The 23,792-nt window shown below is 54.5% G+C and carries 27 protein-coding genes; 1 reads left to right on the forward strand and 26 read right to left on the reverse strand.

The window, feature by feature from the left end:
• Positions 1 to 9 precede the first annotated feature (9 nt).
• The 16 genes from rpsH to rpsJ form a co-directional block, all read right to left on the reverse strand.
• Positions 10 to 402 (reverse strand): 30S ribosomal protein S8, encoded by a 393-nt coding sequence (gene rpsH, locus ACJJIW_RS03650; protein ID WP_282934394.1) that lies wholly within the window; start codon positions 400 to 402, stop codon positions 10 to 12.
• 40 nt (positions 403 to 442) lie between these two features.
• Positions 443 to 748 carry a 30S ribosomal protein S14 gene (gene rpsN, locus ACJJIW_RS03655; RefSeq protein WP_020411397.1) on the reverse strand — a complete coding sequence of 102 codons (306 nt, stop codon included), beginning with the start codon at positions 746 to 748 and terminating at the stop codon, positions 443 to 445.
• A 9-nt stretch (positions 749 to 757) separates the two neighbouring features.
• Entirely contained in the window at positions 758 to 1,297 is a 540-nt protein-coding gene (gene rplE / locus ACJJIW_RS03660; RefSeq protein WP_020411396.1) for a 50S ribosomal protein L5, read from the reverse strand.
• Between the two features lie 31 nt (positions 1,298 to 1,328).
• Positions 1,329 to 1,640, reverse strand: coding sequence for a 50S ribosomal protein L24 (gene rplX / locus ACJJIW_RS03665; protein ID WP_108731661.1), 312 nt, complete (start codon positions 1,638 to 1,640; stop codon positions 1,329 to 1,331).
• A gap of 20 nt (positions 1,641 to 1,660) precedes the next feature.
• Complete coding sequence (rplN, locus tag ACJJIW_RS03670) at positions 1,661 to 2,029, reverse strand: 50S ribosomal protein L14 (RefSeq protein WP_067151032.1); 369 nt, start codon at positions 2,027 to 2,029, stop codon at positions 1,661 to 1,663.
• 46 nt (positions 2,030 to 2,075) lie between these two features.
• Complete coding sequence (gene rpsQ / locus ACJJIW_RS03675) at positions 2,076 to 2,339, reverse strand: 30S ribosomal protein S17 (protein WP_108731660.1); 264 nt, start codon at positions 2,337 to 2,339, stop codon at positions 2,076 to 2,078.
• 2 nt (positions 2,340 to 2,341) lie between these two features.
• Positions 2,342 to 2,533, reverse strand: a complete 192-nt coding sequence (gene rpmC / locus ACJJIW_RS03680; protein WP_020411392.1) for a 50S ribosomal protein L29 — start codon at positions 2,531 to 2,533, stop codon at positions 2,342 to 2,344.
• Complete coding sequence (rplP, locus tag ACJJIW_RS03685; RefSeq protein ID WP_282934395.1) at positions 2,533 to 2,946, reverse strand: 50S ribosomal protein L16; 414 nt, start codon at positions 2,944 to 2,946, stop codon at positions 2,533 to 2,535. The genes rpmC and rplP overlap by 1 nt, the downstream gene beginning before the upstream one ends.
• Before the next feature lie 11 nt (positions 2,947 to 2,957).
• Positions 2,958 to 3,638, reverse strand: coding sequence for a 30S ribosomal protein S3 (gene rpsC, locus ACJJIW_RS03690; protein WP_282934396.1), 681 nt, complete (start codon positions 3,636 to 3,638; stop codon positions 2,958 to 2,960).
• 19 nt (positions 3,639 to 3,657) lie between these two features.
• Entirely contained in the window at positions 3,658 to 3,990 is a 333-nt protein-coding gene (rplV, locus tag ACJJIW_RS03695) for a 50S ribosomal protein L22 (protein ID WP_282934397.1), read from the reverse strand.
• 15 nt (positions 3,991 to 4,005) lie between these two features.
• Positions 4,006 to 4,284 carry a 30S ribosomal protein S19 gene (gene rpsS / locus ACJJIW_RS03700; protein WP_069946924.1) on the reverse strand — a complete coding sequence of 93 codons (279 nt, stop codon included), beginning with the start codon at positions 4,282 to 4,284 and terminating at the stop codon, positions 4,006 to 4,008.
• Positions 4,285 to 4,321: 37 nt separating this feature from the next.
• Positions 4,322 to 5,146 carry a 50S ribosomal protein L2 gene (rplB, locus tag ACJJIW_RS03705; protein WP_108731657.1) on the reverse strand — a complete coding sequence of 275 codons (825 nt, stop codon included), beginning with the start codon at positions 5,144 to 5,146 and terminating at the stop codon, positions 4,322 to 4,324.
• Between the two features lie 14 nt (positions 5,147 to 5,160).
• The gene (rplW, locus tag ACJJIW_RS03710; RefSeq protein ID WP_282934398.1) at positions 5,161 to 5,457 is read right to left on the reverse strand and encodes a 50S ribosomal protein L23; all 297 of its coding nucleotides are present in this window, start codon (positions 5,455 to 5,457) and stop codon (positions 5,161 to 5,163) included.
• Positions 5,454 to 6,068, reverse strand: a complete 615-nt coding sequence (gene rplD / locus ACJJIW_RS03715) for a 50S ribosomal protein L4 (RefSeq protein ID WP_020411385.1) — start codon at positions 6,066 to 6,068, stop codon at positions 5,454 to 5,456. Before rplD ends, rplW begins: the two co-directional genes overlap by 4 nt.
• Before the next feature lie 18 nt (positions 6,069 to 6,086).
• Positions 6,087 to 6,722: a 50S ribosomal protein L3 gene (rplC, locus tag ACJJIW_RS03720; protein ID WP_108731654.1), complete on the reverse strand. Its 636-nt coding sequence runs from the start codon at positions 6,720 to 6,722 to the stop codon at positions 6,087 to 6,089.
• Positions 6,723 to 6,832: 110 nt separating this feature from the next.
• Positions 6,833 to 7,144 carry a 30S ribosomal protein S10 gene (gene rpsJ / locus ACJJIW_RS03725; RefSeq protein ID WP_010133849.1) on the reverse strand — a complete coding sequence of 104 codons (312 nt, stop codon included), beginning with the start codon at positions 7,142 to 7,144 and terminating at the stop codon, positions 6,833 to 6,835.
• A gap of 174 nt (positions 7,145 to 7,318) precedes the next feature.
• Here rpsJ and ACJJIW_RS03730 point away from each other — a divergent pair, with 174 nt between their 5' ends.
• Entirely contained in the window at positions 7,319 to 7,795 is a 477-nt protein-coding gene (locus ACJJIW_RS03730) for an aminoacyl-tRNA deacylase (protein ID WP_282934399.1), read from the forward strand.
• Positions 7,796 to 7,984: 189 nt separating this feature from the next.
• Here ACJJIW_RS03730 and tuf read toward each other — a convergent pair whose 3' ends face one another.
• The 10 genes from tuf to rplK all read right to left on the reverse strand — a co-directional run bounded on the left by tuf (position 7,985) and on the right by rplK (position 23,739).
• The gene (gene tuf / locus ACJJIW_RS03735; protein WP_108731642.1) at positions 7,985 to 9,178 is read right to left on the reverse strand and encodes an elongation factor Tu; all 1,194 of its coding nucleotides are present in this window, start codon (positions 9,176 to 9,178) and stop codon (positions 7,985 to 7,987) included.
• A 76-nt stretch (positions 9,179 to 9,254) separates the two neighbouring features.
• Positions 9,255 to 11,360: an elongation factor G gene (gene fusA / locus ACJJIW_RS03740; RefSeq protein WP_444892717.1), complete on the reverse strand. Its 2,106-nt coding sequence runs from the start codon at positions 11,358 to 11,360 to the stop codon at positions 9,255 to 9,257.
• Positions 11,361 to 11,450: 90 nt separating this feature from the next.
• Complete coding sequence (rpsG, locus tag ACJJIW_RS03745) at positions 11,451 to 11,921, reverse strand: 30S ribosomal protein S7 (protein ID WP_152451131.1); 471 nt, start codon at positions 11,919 to 11,921, stop codon at positions 11,451 to 11,453.
• Between the two features lie 110 nt (positions 11,922 to 12,031).
• Complete coding sequence (gene rpsL, locus ACJJIW_RS03750) at positions 12,032 to 12,406, reverse strand: 30S ribosomal protein S12 (RefSeq protein WP_108731651.1); 375 nt, start codon at positions 12,404 to 12,406, stop codon at positions 12,032 to 12,034.
• Positions 12,407 to 12,656: 250 nt separating this feature from the next.
• Entirely contained in the window at positions 12,657 to 16,886 is a 4,230-nt protein-coding gene (gene rpoC, locus ACJJIW_RS03755) for a DNA-directed RNA polymerase subunit beta' (protein WP_282934401.1), read from the reverse strand.
• A 135-nt stretch (positions 16,887 to 17,021) separates the two neighbouring features.
• On the reverse strand, positions 17,022 to 21,095 hold the full coding sequence (rpoB, locus tag ACJJIW_RS03760) for a DNA-directed RNA polymerase subunit beta (protein ID WP_282934402.1): 4,074 nt from the start codon (positions 21,093 to 21,095) through the stop codon (positions 17,022 to 17,024).
• Between the two features lie 298 nt (positions 21,096 to 21,393).
• A complete protein-coding gene (rplL, locus tag ACJJIW_RS03765; protein WP_282934403.1) occupies positions 21,394 to 21,762 on the reverse strand; it encodes a 50S ribosomal protein L7/L12 in 369 nt (122 codons plus the stop codon).
• A gap of 77 nt (positions 21,763 to 21,839) precedes the next feature.
• Complete coding sequence (rplJ, locus tag ACJJIW_RS03770; RefSeq protein WP_108731647.1) at positions 21,840 to 22,334, reverse strand: 50S ribosomal protein L10; 495 nt, start codon at positions 22,332 to 22,334, stop codon at positions 21,840 to 21,842.
• 277 nt (positions 22,335 to 22,611) lie between these two features.
• On the reverse strand, positions 22,612 to 23,307 hold the full coding sequence (gene rplA / locus ACJJIW_RS03775) for a 50S ribosomal protein L1 (protein WP_108731646.1): 696 nt from the start codon (positions 23,305 to 23,307) through the stop codon (positions 22,612 to 22,614).
• On the reverse strand, positions 23,308 to 23,739 hold the full coding sequence (gene rplK / locus ACJJIW_RS03780) for a 50S ribosomal protein L11 (RefSeq protein WP_108731645.1): 432 nt from the start codon (positions 23,737 to 23,739) through the stop codon (positions 23,308 to 23,310).
• Positions 23,740 to 23,792 lie beyond the last annotated feature (53 nt).

Below are 23,792 nucleotides of genomic sequence, written 5' to 3' on the forward strand. Positions count from 1 at the left end.
AACCCCCGCTTAGAATACGGTGCAAAGCACTTCGCCACCGATACCAGCCTGACGTGCAGCGCGGTCAGTCATCACACCATTAGAGGTGGAAACGATCGCTACACCCAGGCCACCACGTACGGTAGGCAGAGCTTTTTTACCAGTGTAAGCGCGCAGGCCCGGACGGGAAACGCGATTGAGCTCGGCAATAACCGGCTTGCCCTGGAAGTATTTCAGAGCAATGGTCAGTTCCGGCTTAGCGCCTTCGCTTACGTTTAAATCAGTAACGTAACCTTCGTCTTTCAGGACTTTGGCCACTGCTACTTTCAGTTTGGATGATGGCAGGGTGACTTCCGCCTTTCCGCGCGCCAGGGCATTGCGGATGCGAGTCAGCATATCTGCCAACGGATCTTGCATACTCATCTTATGAGACTCCTCAAATCTGCCTTAAACCAGCTGGTAATTACCAGCTGGACTTCACGAGGCCAGGAACATCACCACGCATCGCAGCTTCACGAAGCTTGTTACGGCACAGGCCGAACTTGCGGTATACAGCGTGGGGGCGACCAGTAATACGACAGCGGCGTTGCTGACGTACCGGGCTTGCATCGCGCGGCATTTTCTGCAGCTTGAGTTGAGCCTCCCACTGCTCCTCTTCGGAAGCAGTGGAACTGGCGATGATCGCCTTCAGCTCTTGACGCTTCTCGGCGTACTTAGCTGCGGTTCGAGCGCGCTTGTTTTCGCGCGCAATCATGGATTTCTTCGCCATGGAATCCTCTTAACCCTTGAAAGGGAAGTTGAACGCTTTCAGCAGCGCACGACCTTGATCGTCGTTTGCAGCTGTAGTGGTAATACAAATATCCAGACCGCGGAGCTTGTCTACTTTGTCGTAGTCAATTTCCGGGAAGATGATTTGCTCAGTCACGCCCATAGAGAAGTTACCGCGGCCGTCGAACTGCTTCGGGCTAATGCCACGGAAGTCGCGGATACGCGGAATCGCGATGTCAACCAAACGCTCCAGGAACTCATACATGCGCTCACCGCGCAGAGTTACCTTGCAGCCGATCGGCCAACCGTCACGAATCTTAAAGCCCGCAATAGACTTGCGCGCTTTAGTAACGATGGGCTTTTGACCAGTAATTGCTGTCATATCGTTGACAGCGTGCTCCAGCACCTTCTTATCACCAATCGCTTCACCAACACCCATGTTGATGGTGATCTTGGTGATGCGCGGCACTGCCATCACATTCTCGAGACCAAGCTCTTCTTTTAGCTTGGCCACGAGGTCCTTAGTGTAGAGCTCTTTAAGCTTTGCCATGATCTACCAACCTGCTTTTGCGTCAAGAGCCTTAGATGGCTTCGCCGCTGGATTTGAAGACGCGAATCTTAGTGCCGTCTTCCAGTACTTTAAAGCCCACCCGGTCAGCCTTCTGGGTGTTAGGGTTGAAGATGGCTACGTTGGAAGCTTGGATAGCAGCTTCTTTTTCAACGATGCCACCTGCAATACCCATCTGTGGGTTTGGCTTTTGGTGCTTTTTGATCATCTGTATGCCGGAGACAATCAGACGACCGTCGTTCAGTACTTTACGTACTGAACCACGTTTGCCCTTGTCACGACCGGCGATAACGATCACTTCGTCGTCACGCTTGATCTTGCGCATAACTCTTCTCCGCTCGAGGCCTAGATAACTTCGGGAGCGAGGGAGATGATCTTCATGAACTTCTCACCGCGCAATTCGCGAGTTACCGGACCAAAAATACGGGTGCCAACCGGCGCCAGTTGCTGGTTCAGCAGCACCGCTGCGTTATCGTCAAATTTAATCAGGGAACCGTCCGCGCGACGCACACCTTTTTTGGTGCGAACCACAACGGCGTTCATTACCTGACCTTTCTTCACTTTACCGCGGGGGATGGCTTCCTTAACGGTTACCTTGATAATGTCGCCCACGCCGGCATAACGACGATGGGAGCCGCCCAGCACCTTGATGCACATGACGCGGCGAGCCCCACTGTTGTCAGCTACTTCTAAGTAGGATTCCGCTTGAATCATTGTCTCTCTCCGAAACCTTTCAATTCGGCAGTCAATGCGCTAGGGGTTATACCTTCGCCGCACGCTCTACAATTTTCTGCAAAGCCCAAGATTTGCTCTTGGACAGAGGACGAGATTCCTCGATGGTTACAACATCACCGATGCTGCAATCATTGTTCTCATCATGTGCCTTGAGCTTTGTGGACTTGTTTACAATTTTGCCGTAGATCGGGTGCTTAACACGGCGCTCGATCAAAACGGTGATGGTTTTATCCATCTTGTCACTCACAACCTTGCCGGTCAGAGTACGCTTCAGTTTTGCTTCAGCCATGATTAATTACCTGCCTTCTCGGTCAACACAGTCTTTATGCGAGCAATGTCGCGACGAGTCTGCTTCAGCAGATGAGTCTGAGCCAGTTGACCGGTGGATTTTTGCATACGAAGCTTAAATTGAGCTTCGAGCTGGTTCAGCAGTTCCTGGTTCAGCTCTTCAACTGACTTTTCGCGTAGATCTGCAGTCTTCATTACATCACCGAACGCTTAACGAAAGTTGTTTTTACAGGCAGCTTGGCCGCAGCTAGTGCGAAAGCCTCACGAGCCAGCTCCTCGGACACACCCTCCATCTCATAGAGGACCTTGCCCGGCTGGATCTGAGCTACCCAGTATTCAACGCCACCTTTACCTTTACCCATTCGAACTTCGAGGGGCTTATTGGTAATTGGCTTGTCTGGAAACACACGAATCCAGATTTTACCGCCACGTTTAATGTGACGAGTCATTGCGCGACGAGCCGCTTCGATCTGGCGCGCAGTAATGCGACCACGACCGGTAGCCTTAAGGCCAAACTCGCCAAAGCTCACTTTAGAGCCGCGCTGAGCAAGACCGCGGTTGCGACCCTTCTGTACCTTGCGGAATTTTGTACGCTTTGGTTGCAGCATTTGCGTACCCCTTATTTAGCAGCTTTTTTGCGGCTCTTTACCGGCTTCTCATCGGGCACTTCGTCACCGATTACCTCGCCTTTAAAGATCCACACCTTGATACCGATGATGCCGTAAGTAGTCTTCGCTTCAACATTGGCGTAGTCGATGTTGGCGCGCAGGGTGTGCAGGGGCACACGGCCTTCGCGATACCATTCGGTACGCGCGATTTCTGCACCGCCAAGACGGCCACTTACTTGAATCTTGATACCTTCGGCACCCTGACGCATAGCGTTCTGTACGGCACGCTTCATAGCGCGACGGAACATAACACGGCGTTCCAGCTGCTGGGCAACGTTCTGGCCAACCAGAGCCGCGTCCATATCAGGCTTGCGCACTTCTTCGATGTCGATGTGCACAGGTACGCCCATCTGCGCGCTTACTTCTTTGCGCAGACGTTCTACGTCTTCACCTTTTTTACCAATCACGATGCCCGGACGTGCAGTGTGAATTTTCACACGTGCAGTGTTTGCCGGACGTTCGATCTCGATACGGCTCACAGAAGCGTGGGCCAGTTTTTTGCGAATGTATTCGCGAACTTTCAGATCCGTGTACAGCTTGTCTGCGTACTCGTCGCTGCCGGCATACCAAACAGAGGTATGCTTTTTAACGATACCCAGACGAATGCCGGTAGGATGTACTTTTTGTCCCATGGTTTTCTCGCCTGCTCTCTTATTTCTCGGCCACTTTCACAGTGATGTGACAAGTACGCTTAAGAATGCGATCAGCACGACCTTTAGCACGCGGCTTAATGCGCTTCATGGTCATACCTTCGTCCACAAAAATTGTGGAAACCTTCAGCTCGTCAACGTCAGCACCTTCGTTGTGCTCAGCGTTGGCAATGGCCGACTCCAGTACTTTCTTAATGATCGCCGCACCCTTTTTAGTACTGAAAGCCAGTATATCCAGGGCCTCTTCAACGCCTTTGCCGCGAACCTGATCAGCTACCAGTCGCGCCTTTTGCGCCGATAGACGTGCGCCGCGTAATTTTGCTGCTACTTCCATCTTTATAACCTCGGCTTAGCGCTTCTTCGCTTTCTTGTCCGCAGCATGACCGCGGTAAGTGCGGGTAGCAGCGAACTCGCCCAGTTTATGGCCAACCATTTCTTCGTTAACCAAAACGGGCACGTGTTGACGACCGTTGTGCACGGCAATCGTCAGTCCAACCATTTCCGGCATAATCATGGAACGGCGGGACCAGGTTTTAATCGGCCGACGATCGTTTGCTGCAATCGCTGCCTCCACCTTCTTGATCAAATGCAGATCAATAAAGGGACCTTTCTTTAATGAGCGTGGCACTGTCGATTCCTCTCTAGCTGCTCAGACATCGCGCGGCTTACTTGCCGCGACGACGTACTATCATCTTATCGGTGCGCTTGTTCTTGCGCGTTTTCTTACCCTTGGTCGGAACGCCCCACGGAGTAACCGGATGACGACCACCAGAGGTACGGCCTTCACCACCACCGTGCGGGTGATCTACCGGGTTCATCGCCACACCGCGAACGGTAGGACGAACACCACGCCAGCGTGCAGCACCAGCTTTACCCAGCTTGCGCAGGCTGTGCTCGGAGTTGCTCACTTCACCCAGGGTTGCGCGGCACTCAGCGAGAACCTTGCGCATTTCGCCGGAACGCAGACGAATGGTCGCATACTGACCTTCACGAGCTACCAGCTGCACAGAGGCACCAGCAGAACGGGCCAGCTGAGCGCCTTTGCCTGGCTTCAGCTCGATCGCGTGGATTACAGAACCTACCGGAACGTTGCGCAGAGGCAGAGTGTTACCCACAACAATCGGTGCGGCATCGCCGGACTGAATGGTGGCACCTGCTTTCAGGCCTTTCGGTGCGATAATGTAACGACGCTCACCGTCGGCGTAACACACCAGAGCGATGTGTGCGCTGCGGTTGGGATCGTACTCCAGACGCTCAACTTTAGCCGGAATACCGTCTTTGTTGCGCTTGAAGTCGATTACACGGTAGTGCTGCTTGTGGCCACCACCGATGTGACGGGTAGTGATACGACCATTGTTGTTACGGCCACCACTTTTGCTCTTGCTCTCCAACAGAGGAGCGTAAGGAGCACCCTTGTGCAGGTCGGTGTTAACAACCTTAACCAGGTGACGACGGCCGGCGGAGGTCGGTTTTGTTTTTACAATTGCCATTGTAACGGTCCCCTTTACTCAGCAGCTTCAAAATTGATGTCGCTGCCCTCAGCCAGGCGAACGTAGGCTTTTTTCCAATCGCTGCGCTGGCCCATGCCATTGCGAGTGCGCTTGGTTTTGCCTTTTACGTTCACGGTGCGAACCTGCTCAACGGAAACGTTAAACAGCTTCTCAACCGCAGCCTTGATCTCAGCTTTTTCGGCGTCGGTGGTAACCTTGAAAACTACCTGATTGGCGCTATCCGCCAGTCCAGCAGCTTTTTCGGAAATTACCGGGCCCAGCAGTACTTTGTAGAGTCGCTCTTGGTTCATCCCAGCACCTCTTCAATTTTCTTGAGCGCAGAAACGGTAACCACGACCTTATCAAAGCGAATCAGGCTTACTGGATCGATCGCCTGTACATCGCGGACGTCGATCTTGTGCAAGTTGCGTGCGGCCAGGTAGAGGTTTTCGCTAACCTCTTCAGTCACGATCAGCGCATCGGACAGATCAAACTGAGCCAGTTTGCTTACCAGCTGCTTGGTCTTGGGTGCGTCCACATCAAAGGACTCAACCACTACCAGGCGCTCCTGACGAGCCAGCTCAGACAGAATGCAACGCAGTGCAGCGCGGTACATTTTTTTGTTCAGCTTAACGCTGTGATCGCGCGGATCAGCGGCGAAGGTTACGCCACCGGAACGCCACAGCGGGCTGCGGATAGTACCGGCACGTGCGCGGCCAGTACCTTTTTGGCGCCATGGCTTCTTACCACCACCAGAAACATCGGAACGATTTTTCTGCGCCTTGGTACCCTGGCGAGCGCCGGCCATGTAGGCCACAACTGCCTGGTGTACCAGATCTTGGTTGAACTCACGTCCGAAAGTCACTTCAGAGACAGCTACTGTGCCTTTAGCGCCTTCGGGAGTAGCGATATTCAGTTCCATATCTATTTCCCCTCAGACTTAGGCTTTAACTGCCGGACGAACGATAACGTTGCCACCGGGTGCACCGGGTACAGCGCCTTTAACCAACAGCAGGTTGCGTTCGGCATCGACACGAACCACTTCCAGGTTTTGCACGGTTACGCGCTCAGCACCCATGTGTCCGGCCATCTTCTTGCCTTTCCATACGCGGCCAGGAGTCTGACATTGACCGATAGAACCGGGTGCGCGGTGAGACAGGGAGTTACCGTGGGTTGCGTCCTGGGTGCGGAAATTCCAACGCTTAACGCCGCCCTGGAAGCCTTTACCTTTGGAAGTGCCGGTTACGTCGATCATCTGGCCAGCTTCGAAGCTGGAAACAGTAATTTCAGAACCGATTTCGAAAGTCTCTTCAGAACCGTCAGTGCGCAGTTCGAAAAGATTTGTGCCAGCCTCTACATTGGCTTTGGCGAAGTGGCCCGCTGCGGGCTTGGAGACACGGGAAGCTTTGCGGCTGCCTACTGCTACTTGAACAGCGCTGTAACCGTCAGTTTCCTGAGTTTTCACTTGGGTGACGCGATTCGGAGCAACCTCAACAACGGTTACCGGAATGGATACGCCATCTTCAGTGAAGATGCGAGTCATGCCGCTCTTGCGGCCGACAATACCTATAGTCATCTTTTTTAACCTCTCAGTGCACGGGGCTTTAACCCACTGCGGCCGCCCAATTTCAGAGCGTTACACTACCCGGACCGTTTTCGCCCGGGATTCGGTAGTTAGTAAAAGTGTTAGCCGAGACTAATTTGGACCTCAACACCGGCCGCCAGATCGAGCTTCATCAGCGCGTCGACGGTTTTCTCGGTAGGCTCAACGATGTCCAGCAAACGCTTGTGAGTACGGATCTCATACTGATCGCGAGCGTCTTTATTAACGTGCGGGGAAATCAGTACGGTGTACTTCTCTTTGCGAGTCGGCAGCGGGATAGGACCGCGAACTTGTGCGCCAGTGCGCTTAGCCGTCTCTACGATCTCCTGAGTGGACGCGTCGATCAGCTTGTGATCGAAGGCCTTCAGGCGAATACGGATACGTTGACCCTGCATGGAATCAAACTCCAATTATTAACTAAAGAACGTCCTCTTACGCAGCCCCGAGGGCGGGCGAAAAGGAGCGCGAATTCTACGGGGAGCGCAGCAGGCTGTCAACTGTACAGGCTGATCAAATTTCAATCTGTTGAAACTACAATTGAGTACCCCAAGCGGAACGAGGTATCCACAATGACTATCGCCGCAACACTGAGTCAATATTTAAATGACCAATCGGTCGATTATCACCTGATTCAGCACCCACACACTCGCACCAGCCGGGAAAGCGCCCGCGCAGCTCACGTGCGAGAGGATCAGGTGGCAAAAGCGATTTTGCTTCAGGATATAGAGGGTTACGTAATGGCTGTGATCCCAGCCAGCAGCAGCCTCGATATGCGCTCTCTTCACAATGAGACGGGGCGAAACTCACTGCAAATGGTCTCGGAAACCGAGCTCGGCGCCATATTCCCAGACTGTGAACTGGGCGCCCTGCCCGCCCTAGGCCAGGCTTACGGAATTACCACCCTGCTAGACACCAGTCTTGGACACCGTGAAACCATTTACTTTGAGGCCGGTGACCACGAAGAACTGGTTGAGATGAGCGGCCCTCAATTCACCAAGCTGTTTGCGGGCAGCAGAAGCTGTGATTTAAGCCGGGATTGGCCATAAGCTCGCTAGATTAAAAGCAAATATTAGCGGCCGCAGATATGCCGGAAAGGATTCAATATTGAGCTGTTAACAGAGAGGGGTGATGCTCGTAGCACCAAACAACACCAGCTGGTGCAAGTAGGCAATTATCGGGCACAAAAAAGCCGCAGCGCGTCCGCTGCGGCTTTTTATTTAGATCAGGAGTAACTATTACTCGATGATCTTGGCAACAACGCCCGCACCTACGGTACGACCACCTTCGCGGATAGCGAAGCGCAGGCCGTCTTCCATGGCGATCGGAGCGATCAGGGTAACAACCATTTGAATGTTGTCGCCCGGCATTACCATTTCAGTACCTTCCGGCAGCTCTACCGCACCAGTTACGTCGGTAGTACGGAAGTAGAACTGAGGACGGTAGCCTTTGAAGAACGGGGTGTGACGACCACCTTCGTCCTTGGACAGTACATACACTTCCGCTTCGAACTTGGTGTGCGGAGTGATGGAGCCCGGCTTAGCCAGTACCTGACCACGCTCTACTTCGTCACGCTTGGTGCCGCGCAGCAGTGCGCCGATGTTCTCACCAGCACGACCTTCGTCGAGCAGCTTGCGGAACATTTCAACACCAGTACAGGTAGTAGTGGTGGTTTCTTTGATACCAACGATTTCGATCTCGTCGCCAGTGTTGATCACACCGCGCTCTACACGACCAGTTACAACAGTACCACGGCCAGAGATAGAGAATACGTCTTCGATCGGCATCAGGAACGGCTGATCTACAGCGCGCTCTGGCTCAGGGATGTACTCATCCAGAGTCTCTACCAGCTTCTTAACAGCGGTAGTACCCATTTCGTTGTCGTCTTCGCCGTTCAGGGCCATCAGAGCGGAGCCAACGATGATCGGAGTGTCGTCACCTGGGAACTCGTACTGATCCAGAAGTTCGCGAACTTCCATTTCTACCAGCTCGAGCAGCTCTTCGTCGTCTACCATGTCCGCTTTGTTCAGGAATACAACGATGTAAGGTACACCTACCTGACGGGAAAGCAGGATGTGCTCACGAGTCTGCGGCATGGGGCCGTCAGCTGCGGAACATACCAGAATAGCGCCGTCCATCTGAGCAGCACCGGTGATCATGTTCTTAACGTAGTCGGCGTGTCCCGGGCAATCTACGTGAGCGTAGTGGCGAGTCGGGGACTCGTACTCAACGTGAGAAGTAGCGATGGTGATACCGCGCTCACGCTCTTCCGGTGCATTGTCGATACCGTCGAAAGCAACAGCGTCACCGCCCCAAACTTCCGCACATACGCGGGTCAGAGCAGCAGTCAGGGTGGTTTTACCGTGGTCAACGTGACCGATGGTGCCCACGTTCACGTGGGGCTTGGAACGTTCAAACTTTTCTTTTGCCATCTTTAGATGTCCTCTAGCTAAAAGTTTGCCAAAGGGGCCCCAGCTGTTGGCCCAGCCCCCTTTAAGCAGAAGTTAATTAGGCCTTAGTCTTGGCGATGATCTCATCGGCAACATTTTTCGGCGCTTCGGCGTACTTCAGGAATTCCATGGTGTAGGTAGCACGGCCCTGAGTAGCAGAACGCAGGTCAGTTGCGTAACCGAACATTTCTGCCAGAGGTACTTCCGCATTGACAACCTTACCGGAGGGGTTGTCTTCCATACCCTGGATGAGGCCACGGCGACGGTTGAGGTCACCAACCACATCACCCATGTTCTCTTCCGGAGTTACCACTTCCACCTTCATCATCGGCTCGAGCAGCACCGCACCGCCCTGACTGGACAGCTTCTTGGTCGCCATAGAACCGGCGATCTTAAACGCCATTTCATTGGAGTCCACATCGTGGAAGGAACCGTCGTACAGAGTCGCCTTCAGGCCCAGCAGCGGGTAGCCAGCCAGAACACCGTTCTTCATCTGCTCTTCGATACCTTTCTGTACCGCAGGAATGTATTCCTTCGGTACCGCACCGCCCACGATTTCGTTAACGAATTCCAGACCTTCCTGAGACTCGTCTTCGGCGGGCTCAAACTTCACCCATACGTGACCGTACTGACCGCGACCACCGGACTGACGAACGAACTTACCTTCGATCTCAGAGGTGTTGCGGATAGTTTCACGGTAGGCAACCTGAGGCTTACCGATGTTCGCTTCAACGTTGAACTCACGCTTCATGCGGTCAACGATGATATCCAGGTGCAATTCACCCATACCGGAGATAATGGTCTGACCGGTTTCCTCGTCAGTCTTCACGCGGAAGGACGGATCTTCCTGGGCCAGCTTGCCGAGGGCAATACCCATTTTTTCCTGGTCCGGCTTGGACTTGGGCTCAACCGCAACAGAAATTACCGGCTCGGGGAACTCCATACGCTCCAGAACAATCTTGTTGTCTTCGGCACACAGGGTGTCACCAGTGGTTACGTCTTTCAGACCAATCGCAGCAGCGATGTCACCAGCCAGTACTTCTTTAATTTCCTGACGATCGTTGGAGTGCATTTGCACCATACGACCGACACGCTCTTTCTTCATTTTTACGGAGTTGTATACCGCAGTACCGCTCTCCAGCTTACCGGAGTAAACACGGAAGAAAGTCAGGGTACCAACGAAGGGGTCGGTAGCAATTTTGAACGCCAGTGCAGCGAACGGCGCATTGTCGTCAGCTTCGCGGCTCTCAACAGTTTCGCCATCTTCCAGAGTACCTTCGATCGCCTTAACTTCAGTCGGCGCCGGCAGGTATTCGATAACTGCGTCCAGTACAGCCTGTACACCCTTGTTCTTGAACGCAGAACCGCCCAGAACCGGTACAATTTCGTTGGCCAGGGTACGCTGACGGATAGCTGCCTTGATTTCTTCTTCGGACAGCTCACCTTCTTCCAGGTATTTTTCCATCAACTCTTCGCTGGCTTCAGCGGCCGCTTCTACCAGGTACTCGCGCATTTCGTCGCACTCGTCCTGCAGCTCAGCGGGGATGTCAGCGTAGTCGAAAGTCATGCCCTGGTCGGCTTCATTCCACAGAATGGCCTTCATCTTCACCAGGTCAACAACACCCTTGAACTCGTCCTCAGAGCCGATGGTCATCTGCAGAGGTACAGCATTCGCGTTCAAGCGGTCTTTCAGCTGGCTCACAACGTTGCGGTAGTTCGCACCGGCGCGGTCCATTTTGTTTACGAATACCATGCGCGGTACTTCGTATTTGTTCGCCTGGCGCCATACGGTTTCAGTCTGAGGCTGAACACCAGAGGAGCCACACAGTACAACAACAGCACCGTCTAGTACGCGCAGGGAGCGCTCAACTTCAATAGTGAAGTCAACGTGTCCTGGGGTATCGATGATGTTTACGCGGTGCTGGTCGAACTGCTGCTGCATGCCAGACCAGAAACAGGTAGTTGCAGCAGAAGTAATGGTGATACCACGCTCCTGCTCCTGCTCCATCCAGTCCATGGTGGCAGCACCTTCGTGTACTTCACCAATTTTGTGGGATAGACCAGTGTAGAAAAGTACGCGCTCGGTAGTAGTGGTTTTACCGGCGTCTACGTGGGCACAGATACCGATGTTACGGTAACGTGCGATGGGCGTTTTACGTGCCACAGTTGTATCCTCGATATAACGGCAAAAGGCAGCCTGGAATTTTCCGTGCTGCCTTTCGGTATTAATTTCCGATGTTGGTATTCATCAGACTTAGAAGCGGTAGTGAGAGAATGCCTTGTTGGCTTCTGCCATGCGGTGTACATCTTCACGCTTCTTGACCGCGCCACCCTTGTTTTGGGCTGCATCGATCATTTCGTTGGCCAGACGCTGAGCCATAGATTTCTCACCGCGCTTACGGGAGAACTCCACCAACCAACGCATTGCCAGAGCCGTACGACGCGAGGGGCGCACTTCTACAGGCACCTGATACGTCGCACCACCAACACGGCGGGACTTTACTTCCACCATAGGCGCGATATTTTCCAAAGATTCCTCGAATACTTCGATCGGATCTTTGTTCAATTTTTCAGAAATAGTCTCAAGTGCACCGTATACGATACGCTCTGCAACTGACTTCTTGCCGCTGATCATGACGTGGTTCATGAACTTGGCCAGGGTGACGTTCCCGAACTTGGGGTCCGGTAGCACTTCGCGCTTGGCGACTACTCGTCTTCTCGGCATGGGTATTGCCTCTCTTCAGGGTTATTCTGAGACGCCGCCGTAAAACATTACAATCCGGCGAGCTCAGCCTTACTCCGGTTGGAAACCGAAACGCAAATCGTTAAAGGTGATTAACCTTTAGGACGCTTGGCGCCGTACTTAGAACGGCCCTGCTTGCGATCGTTTACGCCGGCACAGTCAAGTGCACCGCGTACAGTGTGGTAGCGCACACCCGGCAGGTCTTTTACACGACCGCCGCGAATCAGTACCACGCTGTGCTCTTGCAGGTTGTGGCCTTCACCACCGATGTACGAAGTTACTTCGTAACCGCTGGTCAGACGCACACGGCAAACCTTACGCAGTGCAGAGTTCGGCTTCTTCGGTGTAGTGGTGTACACACGAGTGCAAACTCCGCGACGCTGCGGGCTAGCCTGCAGAGCAGGAACGTCGCTTTTTTCAACTTTGCGTTTTCTCGGCTTACGAACCAACTGGTTGATCGTTGCCATTAAAAATCACTCCAAAAATAAAATGCCCCCACCTCTAACAGTGAGGGCCTATCGTCTGTGTGTATCGTCCGATCCTGGGATCAAACGGAACACCCCACATAAGCGGGGGCCGCATTCTATAAGCGACAACCCGCCTAGTCAATCGGCGACGGAAGTAAGTGCTTACATCACAGACAGTCGCCAATATCAGATCGGGCACCTAAGTGCCCCAACCTACCCCACTCCACCAACAGATAGAGTGGGATACGCCTTATTCGCCTGAGGACTTCAGTGCCTCAGTCAGAGCTGCTTCAACCTCAGCTGCGGAAGGTCCTTCACCGAAGGCCTCTTCCAACTGCAGGCTGCGCTTGCGCTTGCGCTCGCTGTGGTAAGCCAGACCGGTACCAGCCGGGATCAAGCGACCCACAACCACGTTCTCTTTCAAGCCGCGCAGGTTGTCTTCCTTACCAGTTACCGCCGCTTCGGTCAGAACGCGAGTGGTTTCCTGGAACGAAGCCGCTGACAGGAAGGACTCAGTTGCCAGGGACGCTTTGGTAATACCCAGCAGCAGGCGTTCGAACTGAGCGGGCTGCTTGTTCTCGGCACGCAGCTGTTCGTTCTCTTCGATCACGCGCTGGTATTCAACCTGGTCGCCCTTAATCAAGCTGGAATCACCCATCTCGGTGACTTCAACTTTACGCAGCATCTGACGCACGATGGTTTCGATGTGCTTATCGTTAATGCCTACACCCTGGAGGCGGTAAACCTCCTGGATCTCGTTGGTGATGTAGCGAGCCAGCTCTTCAACACCTTTCAGGCGCAAAATATCGTGCGGGTTGGACGGGCCATCGGAGATAACCTCACCCTTCTCTACGGTTTCACCTTCGAACACGGTCAGCTGGCGATGCTTTGGAATCAGAACCTCGTAGTGGTCCTTACCATTGGCCAGCGGCTTGCCGTCACGCGGAGTAATCTGCAGACGAACCTTGCCTTTGGTCTCTTTACCGAAGGAAACGGTACCGGAAATTTCCGCCAGAATGGACGGCTCTTTCGGCTTACGCGCTTCAAACAGGTCGGCAACGCGGGGCAGACCACCGGTGATATCCTTGGTACCGCCGGATTCCTGCGGAATACGTGCAATTACGTCACCCACGTTCACCTGCTTACCTTCAGCCAGGCTGAGGATTGCACGCGGCGGCAAGGCGTAGTGCGCAGGCGCATTACTGTTAGCCAGAGTCAGCTCTTCGCCGTTCTCATCCAGCAGGGTTACCGCTGGGCGCAGATCTTTACCCGCTGCCGGGCGCTCGGCCGGATCGATAATCTCGATAGAAGACAGGCCAGTGATATCGTCGGTCTGCTTGCGGATGGAGAGCCCTTCTTCCATACCGGACAGTTTCACCCAACCGGCAACCTCGGTGATGATCGGGTGGGTGTGCGGGTCCCACTTGGCCACGATCTGGCCACCGTCTACCTCGGCACCTTCATAGACGCTGATCACAGCACCGTAAGGCAGCTTGTAGCGCTCGCGCTCGCGACCGGCGCTGTCGGCAATCGCCAGCTCACCGGAACGGGACACGGCTACCAGAGTGCCGACTTCGGTTTTAACCGTCTTAACATTGTGCAGACGTACGGTACCGCCCTGCTTCACCTGGATGCTGTCCGCAGCGGAGGCACGGCTTGCAGCACCACCGATGTGGAAGGTACGCATGGTCAGCTGGGTGCCCGGCTCACCGATGGACTGTGCGGCAACAACGCCCACAGACTCACCCGGGTTGGCGCGGTGGCCACGGGCCAGGTCGCGGCCGTAACACTGGGCACAGATACCGTGTGCAGTCTCACAGGTGATCGGGGAGCGAACCAGAACCTCATCGATGCCCATGGCTTCGATGCGCTCTACCCACTTCTCGTCGATCATAGTGCCGGCAGAAACGGCGATTTCATCACTGCCCGGTTTCAGTACATCGCGGGCCACTACACGGCCGAGGATACGGTCACCGAGAGATTCGATAACGTCACCGCCCTCGATTACCGGCGCCATGGTCAGACCATCGTCGGTGCCACAATCCAGCTCGGTAATTACCACGTCCTGGGCCACGTCAACCAAACGACGGGTCAGGTAACCGGAGTTAGCGGTTTTCAGTGCGGTATCCGCAAGACCTTTACGAGCACCGTGGGTCGAGATGAAGTACTGCTGTACAGTCAGACCTTCACGGAAGTTTGCCGTAATGGCGTTCTCGATAATGGAGCCATCCGGACGGGCCATCAGACCACGCATACCCGCGAGCTGACGGATCTGAGCTTCAGAACCACGAGCACCGGAGTCTGCGTACATGTATACGGAGTTGAAGGAGTCCTGCTTGGTCTCGTTGCCCTCGCGGTCGATCACCTTCTCTTTCTTGATACCGGCCATCATCGCCTGGGTTACCTTGTCGTTGGTGCGGGACCAAACGTCGATAACCTTATTGTACTTCTCACCCTGGGTTACCAGGCCGGAAGCAAACTGGCTTTCAATCTCTTTCACTTCCGCTTCAGCGGCATCGATCAGCTCAGCTTTCTCAGCCGGAATCTCAAAGTCGTTCACACCAATGGAGGAACCGGACTTGGTAGAGAAGTCGAAACCGGTGTACATCAGCTGGTCGGCAAAAATAACCGTCGCCTTCAGGCCTACCTTGCGGTAGCACTCGTTCAGGGCGCGGGAGATCGCCTTTTTCTTCATCGGCTGGTTGACGTGCGCAAACGGCAGGCCTTCCGGCACGATATTCCACAGCAGCGCGCGGCCTACAGTGGTGTCCTGAATGGAGATAGTCTCGTGCTTCTCACCGTCTTCGCCGACGATATTTTCGCGGATACGCACCTTGATCTTCGCTTGCAGACCAACCTGCTTGGCGTAGAAAGCACGGCTCACTTCTTTGATATCGGAGAAGAACATGCCTTCGCCTTTATCGTTAACGCGCTCACGGGTCATCCAGTACAGACCCAGTACCACGTCCTGGGACGGTACGATGATCGGCTCACCGTTGGCAGGCGACAGGATGTTGTTGGTGGACATCATCAGCGCGCGGGATTCCAGCTGCGCTTCGATCGTCAGCGGTACGTGTACCGCCATCTGGTCACCGTCGAAGTCGGCGTTATAGGCCGCACAAACCAGCGGGTGCAGCTGGATTGCCTTACCTTCAATCAGTACCGGTTCAAACGCCTGGATACCCAGACGGTGAAGGGTCGGTGCACGGTTAAGCAGTACCGGGTGCTCGCGGATCACTTCGTCGAGGATATCCCAAACGACAGCTTCCTCGCGTTCAACCATCTTCTTGGCAGCTTTGATCGTAGTGGCCAGGCCACGGGATTCCAGCTTGCCAAAGATAAACGGCTTAAACAGTTCCAGTGCCATCTTCTTGGGCAGACCACACTGATGCAGACGCAGGGTCGGACCTACCACGATCACGGAACGACCGGAGTAGTCAACACGCTTACCCAGCAGGTTCTGACGGAAACGACCCTGCTTACCTTTAATCATGTCAGCCAGGGACTTCAGCGGGCGCTTGTTGGAGCCGGTGATGGCGCGACCACGACGGCCGTTATCCAGCAGTGCGTCAACAGATTCCTGCAGCATGCGCTTTTCGTTGCGCACGATAATGTCCGGCGCGTTCAGCTCAAGTAGACGCTTCAGACGGTTGTTACGGTTGATCACACGACGGTAGAGGTCGTTCAGATCGGAGGTCGCGAAACGACCGCCATCCAGCGGTACCAGCGGGCGCAGATCCGGCGGCAGAACCGGCAGAGCCTTCATCACCATCCACTCCGGGTTATTACCGGACTTGTAGAAGGCTTCCAGCAGCTTCAGGCGCTTGGACAGTTTCTTGATCTTGGTTTCGGAGTTGGTCGCCGGGATCTCTTCGCGCAGGCGCTGGATTTCTGCGGGCAGCTCGATGTCCGCCATCAGCTCCTGGATCGCCTCGGCACCCATTTTCGCTTCAAACTCGTCGGCGAACTCTTCCATCGCCTCAAAGTACTGCTCGTCATTCAGCAGCTGGCCGCGCTCCAGGGTAGTCATACCCGGCTCGGTAACCACGTAAGATTCGAAGTACAGCACGCGCTCGATATCGCGCAGGGTCATGTCCAGCAGCAGGCCGATACGGGACGGCAGGGATTTCAGGAACCAGATGTGTGCAACCGGGCTGGCCAGCTCGATGTGACCCATGCGCTCACGGCGAACCTTGGCCTTGGTCACTTCAACGCCACACTTCTCACAGATAATGCCGCGGTGCTTCATGCGCTTGTACTTACCGCACAGGCACTCGTAGTCTTTTACCGGGCCAAAGATCTTGGCACAGAACAAGCCTTCACGCTCGGGCTTGAAGGTACGGTAGTTGATGGTCTCCGGCTTTTTCACTTCGCCGTAGGACCAGGAGCGAATCATGTCCGGTGATGCCAGACCGATACGAATCGCATCAAACTCTTCCAGCTGCTCCTGGGACTTCACCAGATTTAATAAATCTTTCAAGGCCTTTCCTCCACTAGGGGGTAGTCAACCCGGCACTCGCACTAGCCGCCGGGCTAGCCAGCTGCCCCACTGCTTCGAGGGGCGCTGGCACTTGTCTCATTTCACCTGCCAACAGGCTTCGGTACGGGTTCGGATTTACTCGTGCTCAAGCTCGAAGTTCATACCGAGAGAGCGGATTTCCTTAACCAGTACGTTGAAGGATTCCGGCATGCCCGGCTCCATACGGTGGTCGGAGTCCACGATGTTCTTGTACATCTTGGTACGGCCTTCCACGTCATCGGATTTAACCGTGAGCATTTCCTGCAGGGTGTATGCAGCGCCGTAAGCTTCCAGCGCCCACACTTCCATCTCCCCGAAGCGCTGACCACCGAACTGGGCTTTACCACCCAGCGGCTGCTGGGTTACCAGGCTGTAGGAACCGGTAGAACGCGCGTGCATCTTGTCGTCTACCAAGTGGTTCAGCTTCAGCATGTACATGTAGCCCACAGTTACCGGACGCTCGAAAGCATCGCCGGTGCGGCCGTCGTGCAGGGTGATCTGACCGGAGTCCGGGATATCGGCAAGACGCAGCAGCTGCTTGATCTCACTTTCATCGGCACCGTCAAATACCGGGGTCGCCATAGGTACACCGCGACGCAGGTTTTGCGCCATGGTCATGACTTCCTCATCGGAGAACTCGTCGAGTTCTTCCTTGCGTCCGCCAGTGGAGTTGTAGACCTCTTCCAGGAATCCGCGCACCTTGGCGATTTCCTGCTGCTCCTTGATCATCTTGTCGACTTTAACGCCGAGGCCTTTAGCGGCCATGCCCAAGTGCATTTCCAGAACCTGACCAACGTTCATCCGCGAGGGAACGCCCAGCGGGTTCAGGACGATATCTACCGGCTCACCGTTTTGGTCATAAGGCATGTCCTCAACGGGCTTGATTACGGAGATAACACCTTTGTTACCGTGACGACCGGCCATCTTGTCGCCCGGCTGGATGCGGCGTTTGATCGCCAGGTAAACCTTGACGATTTTCAGCACGCCCGGAGCCAGGTCATCGCCGGACTCCAGTTTCTTCTTCTTGTCTTCGAAGGCTTCATCGAGCAGCTTGCGACGCTCTTTCAGCTGAGCTTCCGCTTTTTCCAGCTGATCGTTCAGGCTGTCGTCTTCCATACGCAGCTTGAACCAGTCTTCGCGCGGCAGAGCGGCGAGGACTTCAGCGGTCATCTCATCGCCCTTCTTAACACTCTTACCACCGGCGGCCTTTTGGCCCAGCAGAGCCTGTTGCAGACGCTCGAAGGTCGCACCTTCAACGATGCGGTATTCTTCGTTAAGATCCTTGCGAACCTCGTCCAGCTGTGACTTCTCGATATCGAGGGAGCGCTGGTCTTTCTGCAGGCCGTCGCGGGTAAATACCTGAACGTCGATCACCGTACCGCGGGTGCCACTGGGCGCGCGCAGGGAGGTGTCTTTAACGTCGGAGGCTTTTTCACCGAAGATCGCGCGCAGCAGCTTCTCTTCCGGAGTCAGCTGGGCTTCACCTTTCGGAGTAACCTTACCCACCAGGATATCGCCAGCGCCTACTTCTGCGCCGATGTATACGATGCCGGACTCGTCCAGCTTATTCAGGGCAGATTCGCCAACATTGGGGATATCCGCAGTAATTTCCTCACTGCCCAGCTTGGTATCGCGGGCAATACAGGTCAGCTCCTGAATGTGGATGGTGGTAAAGCGGTCTTCCTGTACAACGCGCTCACTGATGAGGATGGAGTCCTCAAAGTTGTAACCATTCCAGGGCATAAATGCGATGCGCATATTCTGGCCCAGAGCCAGCTCACCCAGGTCTACAGAGGGACCATCGGCGAGGATATCGCCACGGACTACACGATCGCCGGTATTAACGATCGGGCGCTGGTTGATACAGGTATTCTGGTTGGAGCGGATGTATTTGGTCAGGTTGTAGATATCCACACCTGCATCACCGGCTTCCACCTCAGCATCGGCCACGCGAACAACCACACGGCTTGAGTCAACGCGCTCAATAATGCCGCCGCGCTTAGCGACCACACACACGCCGGAGTCGCGCGCTACAGTGCGCTCCATACCGGTGCCCACCAGCGGCTTTTCAGCGCGCAGGGTCGGTACCGCCTGACGTTGCATGTTCGATCCCATCAATGCACGGTTGGCGTCATCGTGCTCGAGGAATGGAATCATCGCCGCAGCTACGGAAACCACCTGCTTGGCGGAAACATCCATATACTGGATTTCGCCCGGTGCTTTCAGGGTAAATTCGCCCTGGTGACGCACGCTGATCAGGTCATCAACAAAGTTACCGTTGTCGTCTACTTCCGCAGACGCCTGGGCAATAATGAAGTTGGCTTCATTGATCGCGGACAGGTACGCAATTTCATCAGTTACCTTGCCATCGACCACTTTGCGGTAGGCGCTCTCGAGGAAACCGTAATGGTTAGCGCGGGCGTAAGTGGCCAGGGAGTTAATCAGACCGATGTTCGGTCCTTCCGGCGTCTCAATCGGACATACGCGGCCGTAGTGAGTCGGGTGCACATCGCGCACCTCAAAGCCAGCGCGCTCACGGGTCAAACCACCCGGGCCGAGGGCGGAAACACGACGCTTGTGAGTCACTTCCGACAGCGGGTTGTTCTGGTCCATAAACTGGGACAGCTGCGAGGAACCGAAGAATTCCTTCACGGCAGCGGCAACCGGCTTGGCATTGATCAGGTCCTGAGGCATCAGGCCCTCGGACTCCGCCATGGACAGGCGCTCTTTAACAGCGCGCTCTACACGTACCAGGCCAACGCGGAACTGGTTTTCAGCCATTTCGCCTACGGAACGCACGCGACGGTTACCCAGGTGATCGATATCGTCGACCATGCCCTGACCGTTGCGGATATCGATCAGAGTCTTCAGAACTTCGACGATATCTTCTTTGCTCAGAGTGCCGGGGCCAGTCTCGTCTTCGCGACCCAGGCGGCGGTTGAACTTCATGCGGCCAACAGCGGACAGGTCGTAACGCTCGTCGGTAAAGAACAAGTTCTCGAACAGCGCTTCTGCGGACTCTTTGGTGGGCGGTTCGCCCGGGCGCATCATACGGTAGATCTCTACCAGCGCTTCCAACACAGTGCGAGAAGGCTCTGCACGCAGGGTGTCGGAGATAAACGGACCGCGATCCAGGTCGTTGGTGTACAGGGTTTGGAAACTCTTAACGTTCAGTACACGCAGCTTGGCGATTACTTCATCAGTAATCTCGGTGTTACAGTCGATCGCGATCTCACCGGTGGACTCATCGATGATGTCGTTCGCCAGTACACGGCCAAACAGGTACTCGAGCGGTGCTTCCAGCTTTTCTACGCCGGCCTTTTCCAACTGACGGATATGACGCGGGGTAATACGGCGACCCTCTTCGACAATCACCTTGCCCTGGCCGTCTTTGATGTCAAAAGAAGCAACATCACCGCGCAGGCGGGATGGAATCAGCTCCAGGCTGACACGGTCTTCCAACAGCTCAAAGGTGCTGGTCTCGAAGAACATTTCCAGCATTTCCTGGGAGGTGTAACCCAGGGCGCGCAGCAGAATAGTCGCTGGCAATTTACGGCGACGATCGATACGCACGAATACCAGGTCTTTCGGATCGAACTCGAAGTCCAGCCATGAGCCACGGTAGGGGATGACACGCGCGGCGTACAACAGCTTACCGGAAGAGTGAGTCTTGCCTTTGTCGTGATCGAAGAATACACCCGGGGAACGGTGCAGCTGGGATACGATAACGCGCTCGGTACCATTGATTACGAAGGTACCGTTGTCGGTCATGAGCGGAATCTCGCCCATGTAAACTTCCTGCTCTTTAATGTCCTTAATGGACTTATTCGCAGATTCTTTATCGTAAATAATCAGACGCACACGCACGCGCAGCGGACATGCATAGGTTACGCCGCGCAGGGTACATTCCTTAACGTCAAAAGCGGGCTTACCCAGCGTATAACTTACGTACTCCAGGGCGGCATTGCCGGAATAGCTGACAATCGGAAATACAGATTTAAACGCCGCTTGCAGGCCAACGTCCATACGGTCGTCGGGGCGCTTGTCGGCCTGTGTAAAGTTGCGATAAGAATCGAGCTGTATCGCAAGCAGAAAGGGCACATCCATGACCTTAGGCAGTTTGCCAAAATCCTTGCGGATACGTTTTTTCTCAGTATATGAGTAAGCCATTCAAATTCCCCAGCTTGATCAGTGACAAGACTTCGTGGGACTCCAGTCCAGAGCCCCTCCGGGCGAGAAGCCTCTGGTCAATGCAACTTGCCTGCACTGGCCAGAAACCTCTCCGCTTGCTTTTGGGTAGCGCTACTGCGCTATGGTTAAATGAGGTTTGCCACGGTTTTTAAATCCCGCCGGCACCGGTAAAAACCTCAGTACCGCAAACGGCAAAAAGGCCGGCGGACAAAAGTCCACCAGCCTTACCGCTACCCGCCGCTTTACGCGACAGCTAGCGGGAGACGCAAGAACCGAATTACTTCAGTTCTACAACTGCGCCAGCTTCTTCCAGCTCTTTCTTAGCTGCTTCAGCTTCGTCTTTGCTTACGCCTTCTTTCAGCGGGCTCGGAGCGCCGTCTACCAGACCTTTAGCTTCTTTCAAGCCCAGGCCAGTGATGCCGCGAACAACTTTGATCACGTTCACTTTCTTGTCGCCTGGGGAGGTCAGGATTACGTCGAAAGAGTCTTTCTCTTCAGCGGCAGCTTCGCCACCAGCTGGGCCAGCTACAACTGCTGCAGCAGCAGTTACGCCGAATTTCTCTTCCATTGCTTCGATCAGCTCAACAACATCCTTAACGGACATTTCGGCAACAGCATTGATGATATCTTCTTTAGTCAGAGACATGATTCAGTACCTGAATTGGTTTGAGCAGTAGCTGCTCGTATTTCGTTTTGAAACTGCGATTCGCTCTAGCGAAAAAATTACGCAGCTTCCTGCTCTTTTTGGTCGCGAACGGCCGCAATAGTGCGAACCAGCTTGCCAGCAGATGCTTCTTTCAACACGCTCATCAGCTTGGCGATCGCCTCGTCGTAAGTCGGCAGGCTTGCCAACAATGCGACGTCGGTGATCGCGCCTTCGAAGGCAGCACCTTTCAGTTCCAGCTTGTCATTGCCTTTAGCGAACTGGCTCAGGATGCGCGCGCCGGCACCTGGGTGTTCGTTAGAGAATGCAATGATGCTAGGACCTACGAATTTGTCAGTCAGACATTCGTATTCGGTACCTGCCAGAGCGCGACGCGCCAGAGTATTGCGGACGACTTTCAACCAAACGCCGTTCTCGCGAGCCTCTTTGCGCAGAGTGGTCATGTCATTCACGGTTACGCCGCGGGAATCCGCAACAACCGCAGACAGAGCACTTTCAGCAGCTTGCTGGACATCTGCGACAATCGCTTTCTTGTCTTCGAGTCCAATAGCCATAGTGTCACTCCTGGATTTGAAAAAAACCGGACTTAAACGTCCGATCCGTTCCGGTGCATAAAGCTCAAATCCAGTAAAAATACTGGTTTGGGCGACACCGTCTGCGTAGGCTCGAACCTCGCAATGGCCAACCTGGCCGAAGTTCGGATTAAGCCAGGCACGTTAAACCTAAACGCACCTGACACCTACGGTCTTTGACGGCCCACCTTCTGCCGAAGCATTCAGGTGGACCCCAAAGTTCGATTTACTGAGAGGTGATCACACCCCGCAGTGATATTTAGATATTCAGGGAAGACTGATCGATAACCAGACCCGGGCCCATAGTGGTGCTCAGGGTGATTTTCTTCAGATATACACCTTTTGCAGAAGCCGGCTTGGCTTTCTTCAGGTCGGCAACCAGAGCTTCCAGGTTCTCTTTCAGAGAGTTCGCATCGAAAGCCACTTTACCGATACCACCGTGGATAATGCCGCCTTTGTCAGCGCGGAAACGCACCTGACCAGCTTTGGCATTTTTAACCGCAGTAGCAACGTCTGGAGTTACAGTGCCAGTCTTCGGGTTCGGCATCAGGCCGCGCGGGCCGAGGATTTGACCCAGTTGACCTACAACGCGCATCGCATCGGGGGAAGCGATTACTACGTCGAAGTCCATCTTGCCTGCTTTAACGTCGGCAGCCAGCTCGTCCATACCGATCAAGTCAGCGCCCGCTTCTTTAGCGGCGTCAGCGTTAGCACCCTGGGTGAAAACAGCTACGCGAACTTCTTTACCAGTACCGTGCGGCAGAGTAGTTGCACCGCGAACAGCCTGGTCGGATTTACGTGGGTCGATGCCCAGGTTTACAGAAGCGTCTACAGTTTCTGCAAACTTAACGTTGGACAGCTCTTTCAGCAGGGCTACGGCTTCTTCGATACCGTAAGCCTTACCAGCTTCAACCTTCTCAGCGATTACGCGCTGACGCTTGCTCAATTTAGCCACTTAGAGACCCTCCACTTCGATACCGGCGCTGCGAGCGGAACCGGCGATAGTGCGCACGGCCGCGTCCAAGTCGGATGCAGTCAGGTCTGCTTTCTTCATTTCTACGATCTCTTCCAGCTGAGCGCGGGTTACTTTACCCACTTTCTCAGTGTTCGGACGACCGGAACCGCTCTTGATCTTGGCAGCCTTGCGCAGCAGTACAGCGGCGGGCGGCGACTTCATGATGAAGGTGAAGGAGCGGTCGTTGTATACAGAGATTACAACTGGAACTGGCAGACCTGGCTCGAGGCTCTGGGTCTGGGCGTTGAACGCCTTACAGAATTCCATGATGTTCACACCGTGCTGACCCAGTGCGGGACCAACGGGCGGACTCGGGTTGGCCTGACCGGCCTTAACTTGCAGCTTGATATAAGCTTCTACTTTCTTAGCCATTACAGCTCTCCTCTAGTTGGGTATTAACGCCCGCCACTCAGCCATAAGGTTTA

The organism is Microbulbifer maximicatervae (SeqCode) (genome assembly GCF_052467815.1).

Excerpts from the sequence above, each read along its gene's own strand:
- rpsH (WP_282934394.1), bottom strand. The coding sequence starts at position 402 with ATGAGTATGCAAGATCCGTTGGCAGATATGCTGACTCGCATCCGCAAT.
- rpsN (WP_020411397.1), bottom strand. The coding sequence starts at position 748 with ATGGCGAAGAAATCCATGATTGCGCGCGAAAACAAGCGCGCTCGAACC.
- rplE (WP_020411396.1), bottom strand. The coding sequence starts at position 1,297 with ATGGCAAAGCTTAAAGAGCTCTACACTAAGGACCTCGTGGCCAAGCTA.
- rplX (WP_108731661.1), bottom strand. The coding sequence starts at position 1,640 with ATGCGCAAGATCAAGCGTGACGACGAAGTGATCGTTATCGCCGGTCGT.
- rplN (WP_067151032.1), bottom strand. The coding sequence starts at position 2,029 with ATGATTCAAGCGGAATCCTACTTAGAAGTAGCTGACAACAGTGGGGCT.
- rpsQ (WP_108731660.1), bottom strand. The coding sequence starts at position 2,339 with ATGGCTGAAGCAAAACTGAAGCGTACTCTGACCGGCAAGGTTGTGAGT.
- rpmC (WP_020411392.1), bottom strand. The coding sequence starts at position 2,533 with ATGAAGACTGCAGATCTACGCGAAAAGTCAGTTGAAGAGCTGAACCAG.
- rplP (WP_282934395.1), bottom strand. The coding sequence starts at position 2,946 with ATGCTGCAACCAAAGCGTACAAAATTCCGCAAGGTACAGAAGGGTCGC.
- rpsC (WP_282934396.1), bottom strand. The coding sequence starts at position 3,638 with ATGGGACAAAAAGTACATCCTACCGGCATTCGTCTGGGTATCGTTAAA.
- rplV (WP_282934397.1), bottom strand. The coding sequence starts at position 3,990 with ATGGAAGTAGCAGCAAAATTACGCGGCGCACGTCTATCGGCGCAAAAG.
- rplB (WP_108731657.1), bottom strand. The coding sequence starts at position 5,146 with ATGGCAATTGTAAAAACAAAACCGACCTCCGCCGGCCGTCGTCACCTG.
- rplW (WP_282934398.1), bottom strand. The coding sequence starts at position 5,457 with ATGAACCAAGAGCGACTCTACAAAGTACTGCTGGGCCCGGTAATTTCC.
- rplD (WP_020411385.1), bottom strand. The coding sequence starts at position 6,068 with ATGGAACTGAATATCGCTACTCCCGAAGGCGCTAAAGGCACAGTAGCT.
- rplC (WP_108731654.1), bottom strand. The coding sequence starts at position 6,722 with ATGACTATAGGTATTGTCGGCCGCAAGAGCGGCATGACTCGCATCTTC.
- rpsJ (WP_010133849.1), bottom strand. The coding sequence starts at position 7,144 with ATGCAGGGTCAACGTATCCGTATTCGCCTGAAGGCCTTCGATCACAAG.
- ACJJIW_RS03730 (WP_282934399.1), top strand. The coding sequence starts at position 7,319 with ATGACTATCGCCGCAACACTGAGTCAATATTTAAATGACCAATCGGTC.
- tuf (WP_108731642.1), bottom strand. The coding sequence starts at position 9,178 with ATGGCAAAAGAAAAGTTTGAACGTTCCAAGCCCCACGTGAACGTGGGC.
- rpsG (WP_152451131.1), bottom strand. The coding sequence starts at position 11,921 with ATGCCGAGAAGACGAGTAGTCGCCAAGCGCGAAGTGCTACCGGACCCC.
- rpsL (WP_108731651.1), bottom strand. The coding sequence starts at position 12,406 with ATGGCAACGATCAACCAGTTGGTTCGTAAGCCGAGAAAACGCAAAGTT.
- rpoB (WP_282934402.1), bottom strand. The coding sequence starts at position 21,095 with ATGGCTTACTCATATACTGAGAAAAAACGTATCCGCAAGGATTTTGGC.
- rplL (WP_282934403.1), bottom strand. The coding sequence starts at position 21,762 with ATGTCTCTGACTAAAGAAGATATCATCAATGCTGTTGCCGAAATGTCC.
- rplJ (WP_108731647.1), bottom strand. The coding sequence starts at position 22,334 with ATGGCTATTGGACTCGAAGACAAGAAAGCGATTGTCGCAGATGTCCAG.
- rplK (WP_108731645.1), bottom strand. The coding sequence starts at position 23,739 with ATGGCTAAGAAAGTAGAAGCTTATATCAAGCTGCAAGTTAAGGCCGGT.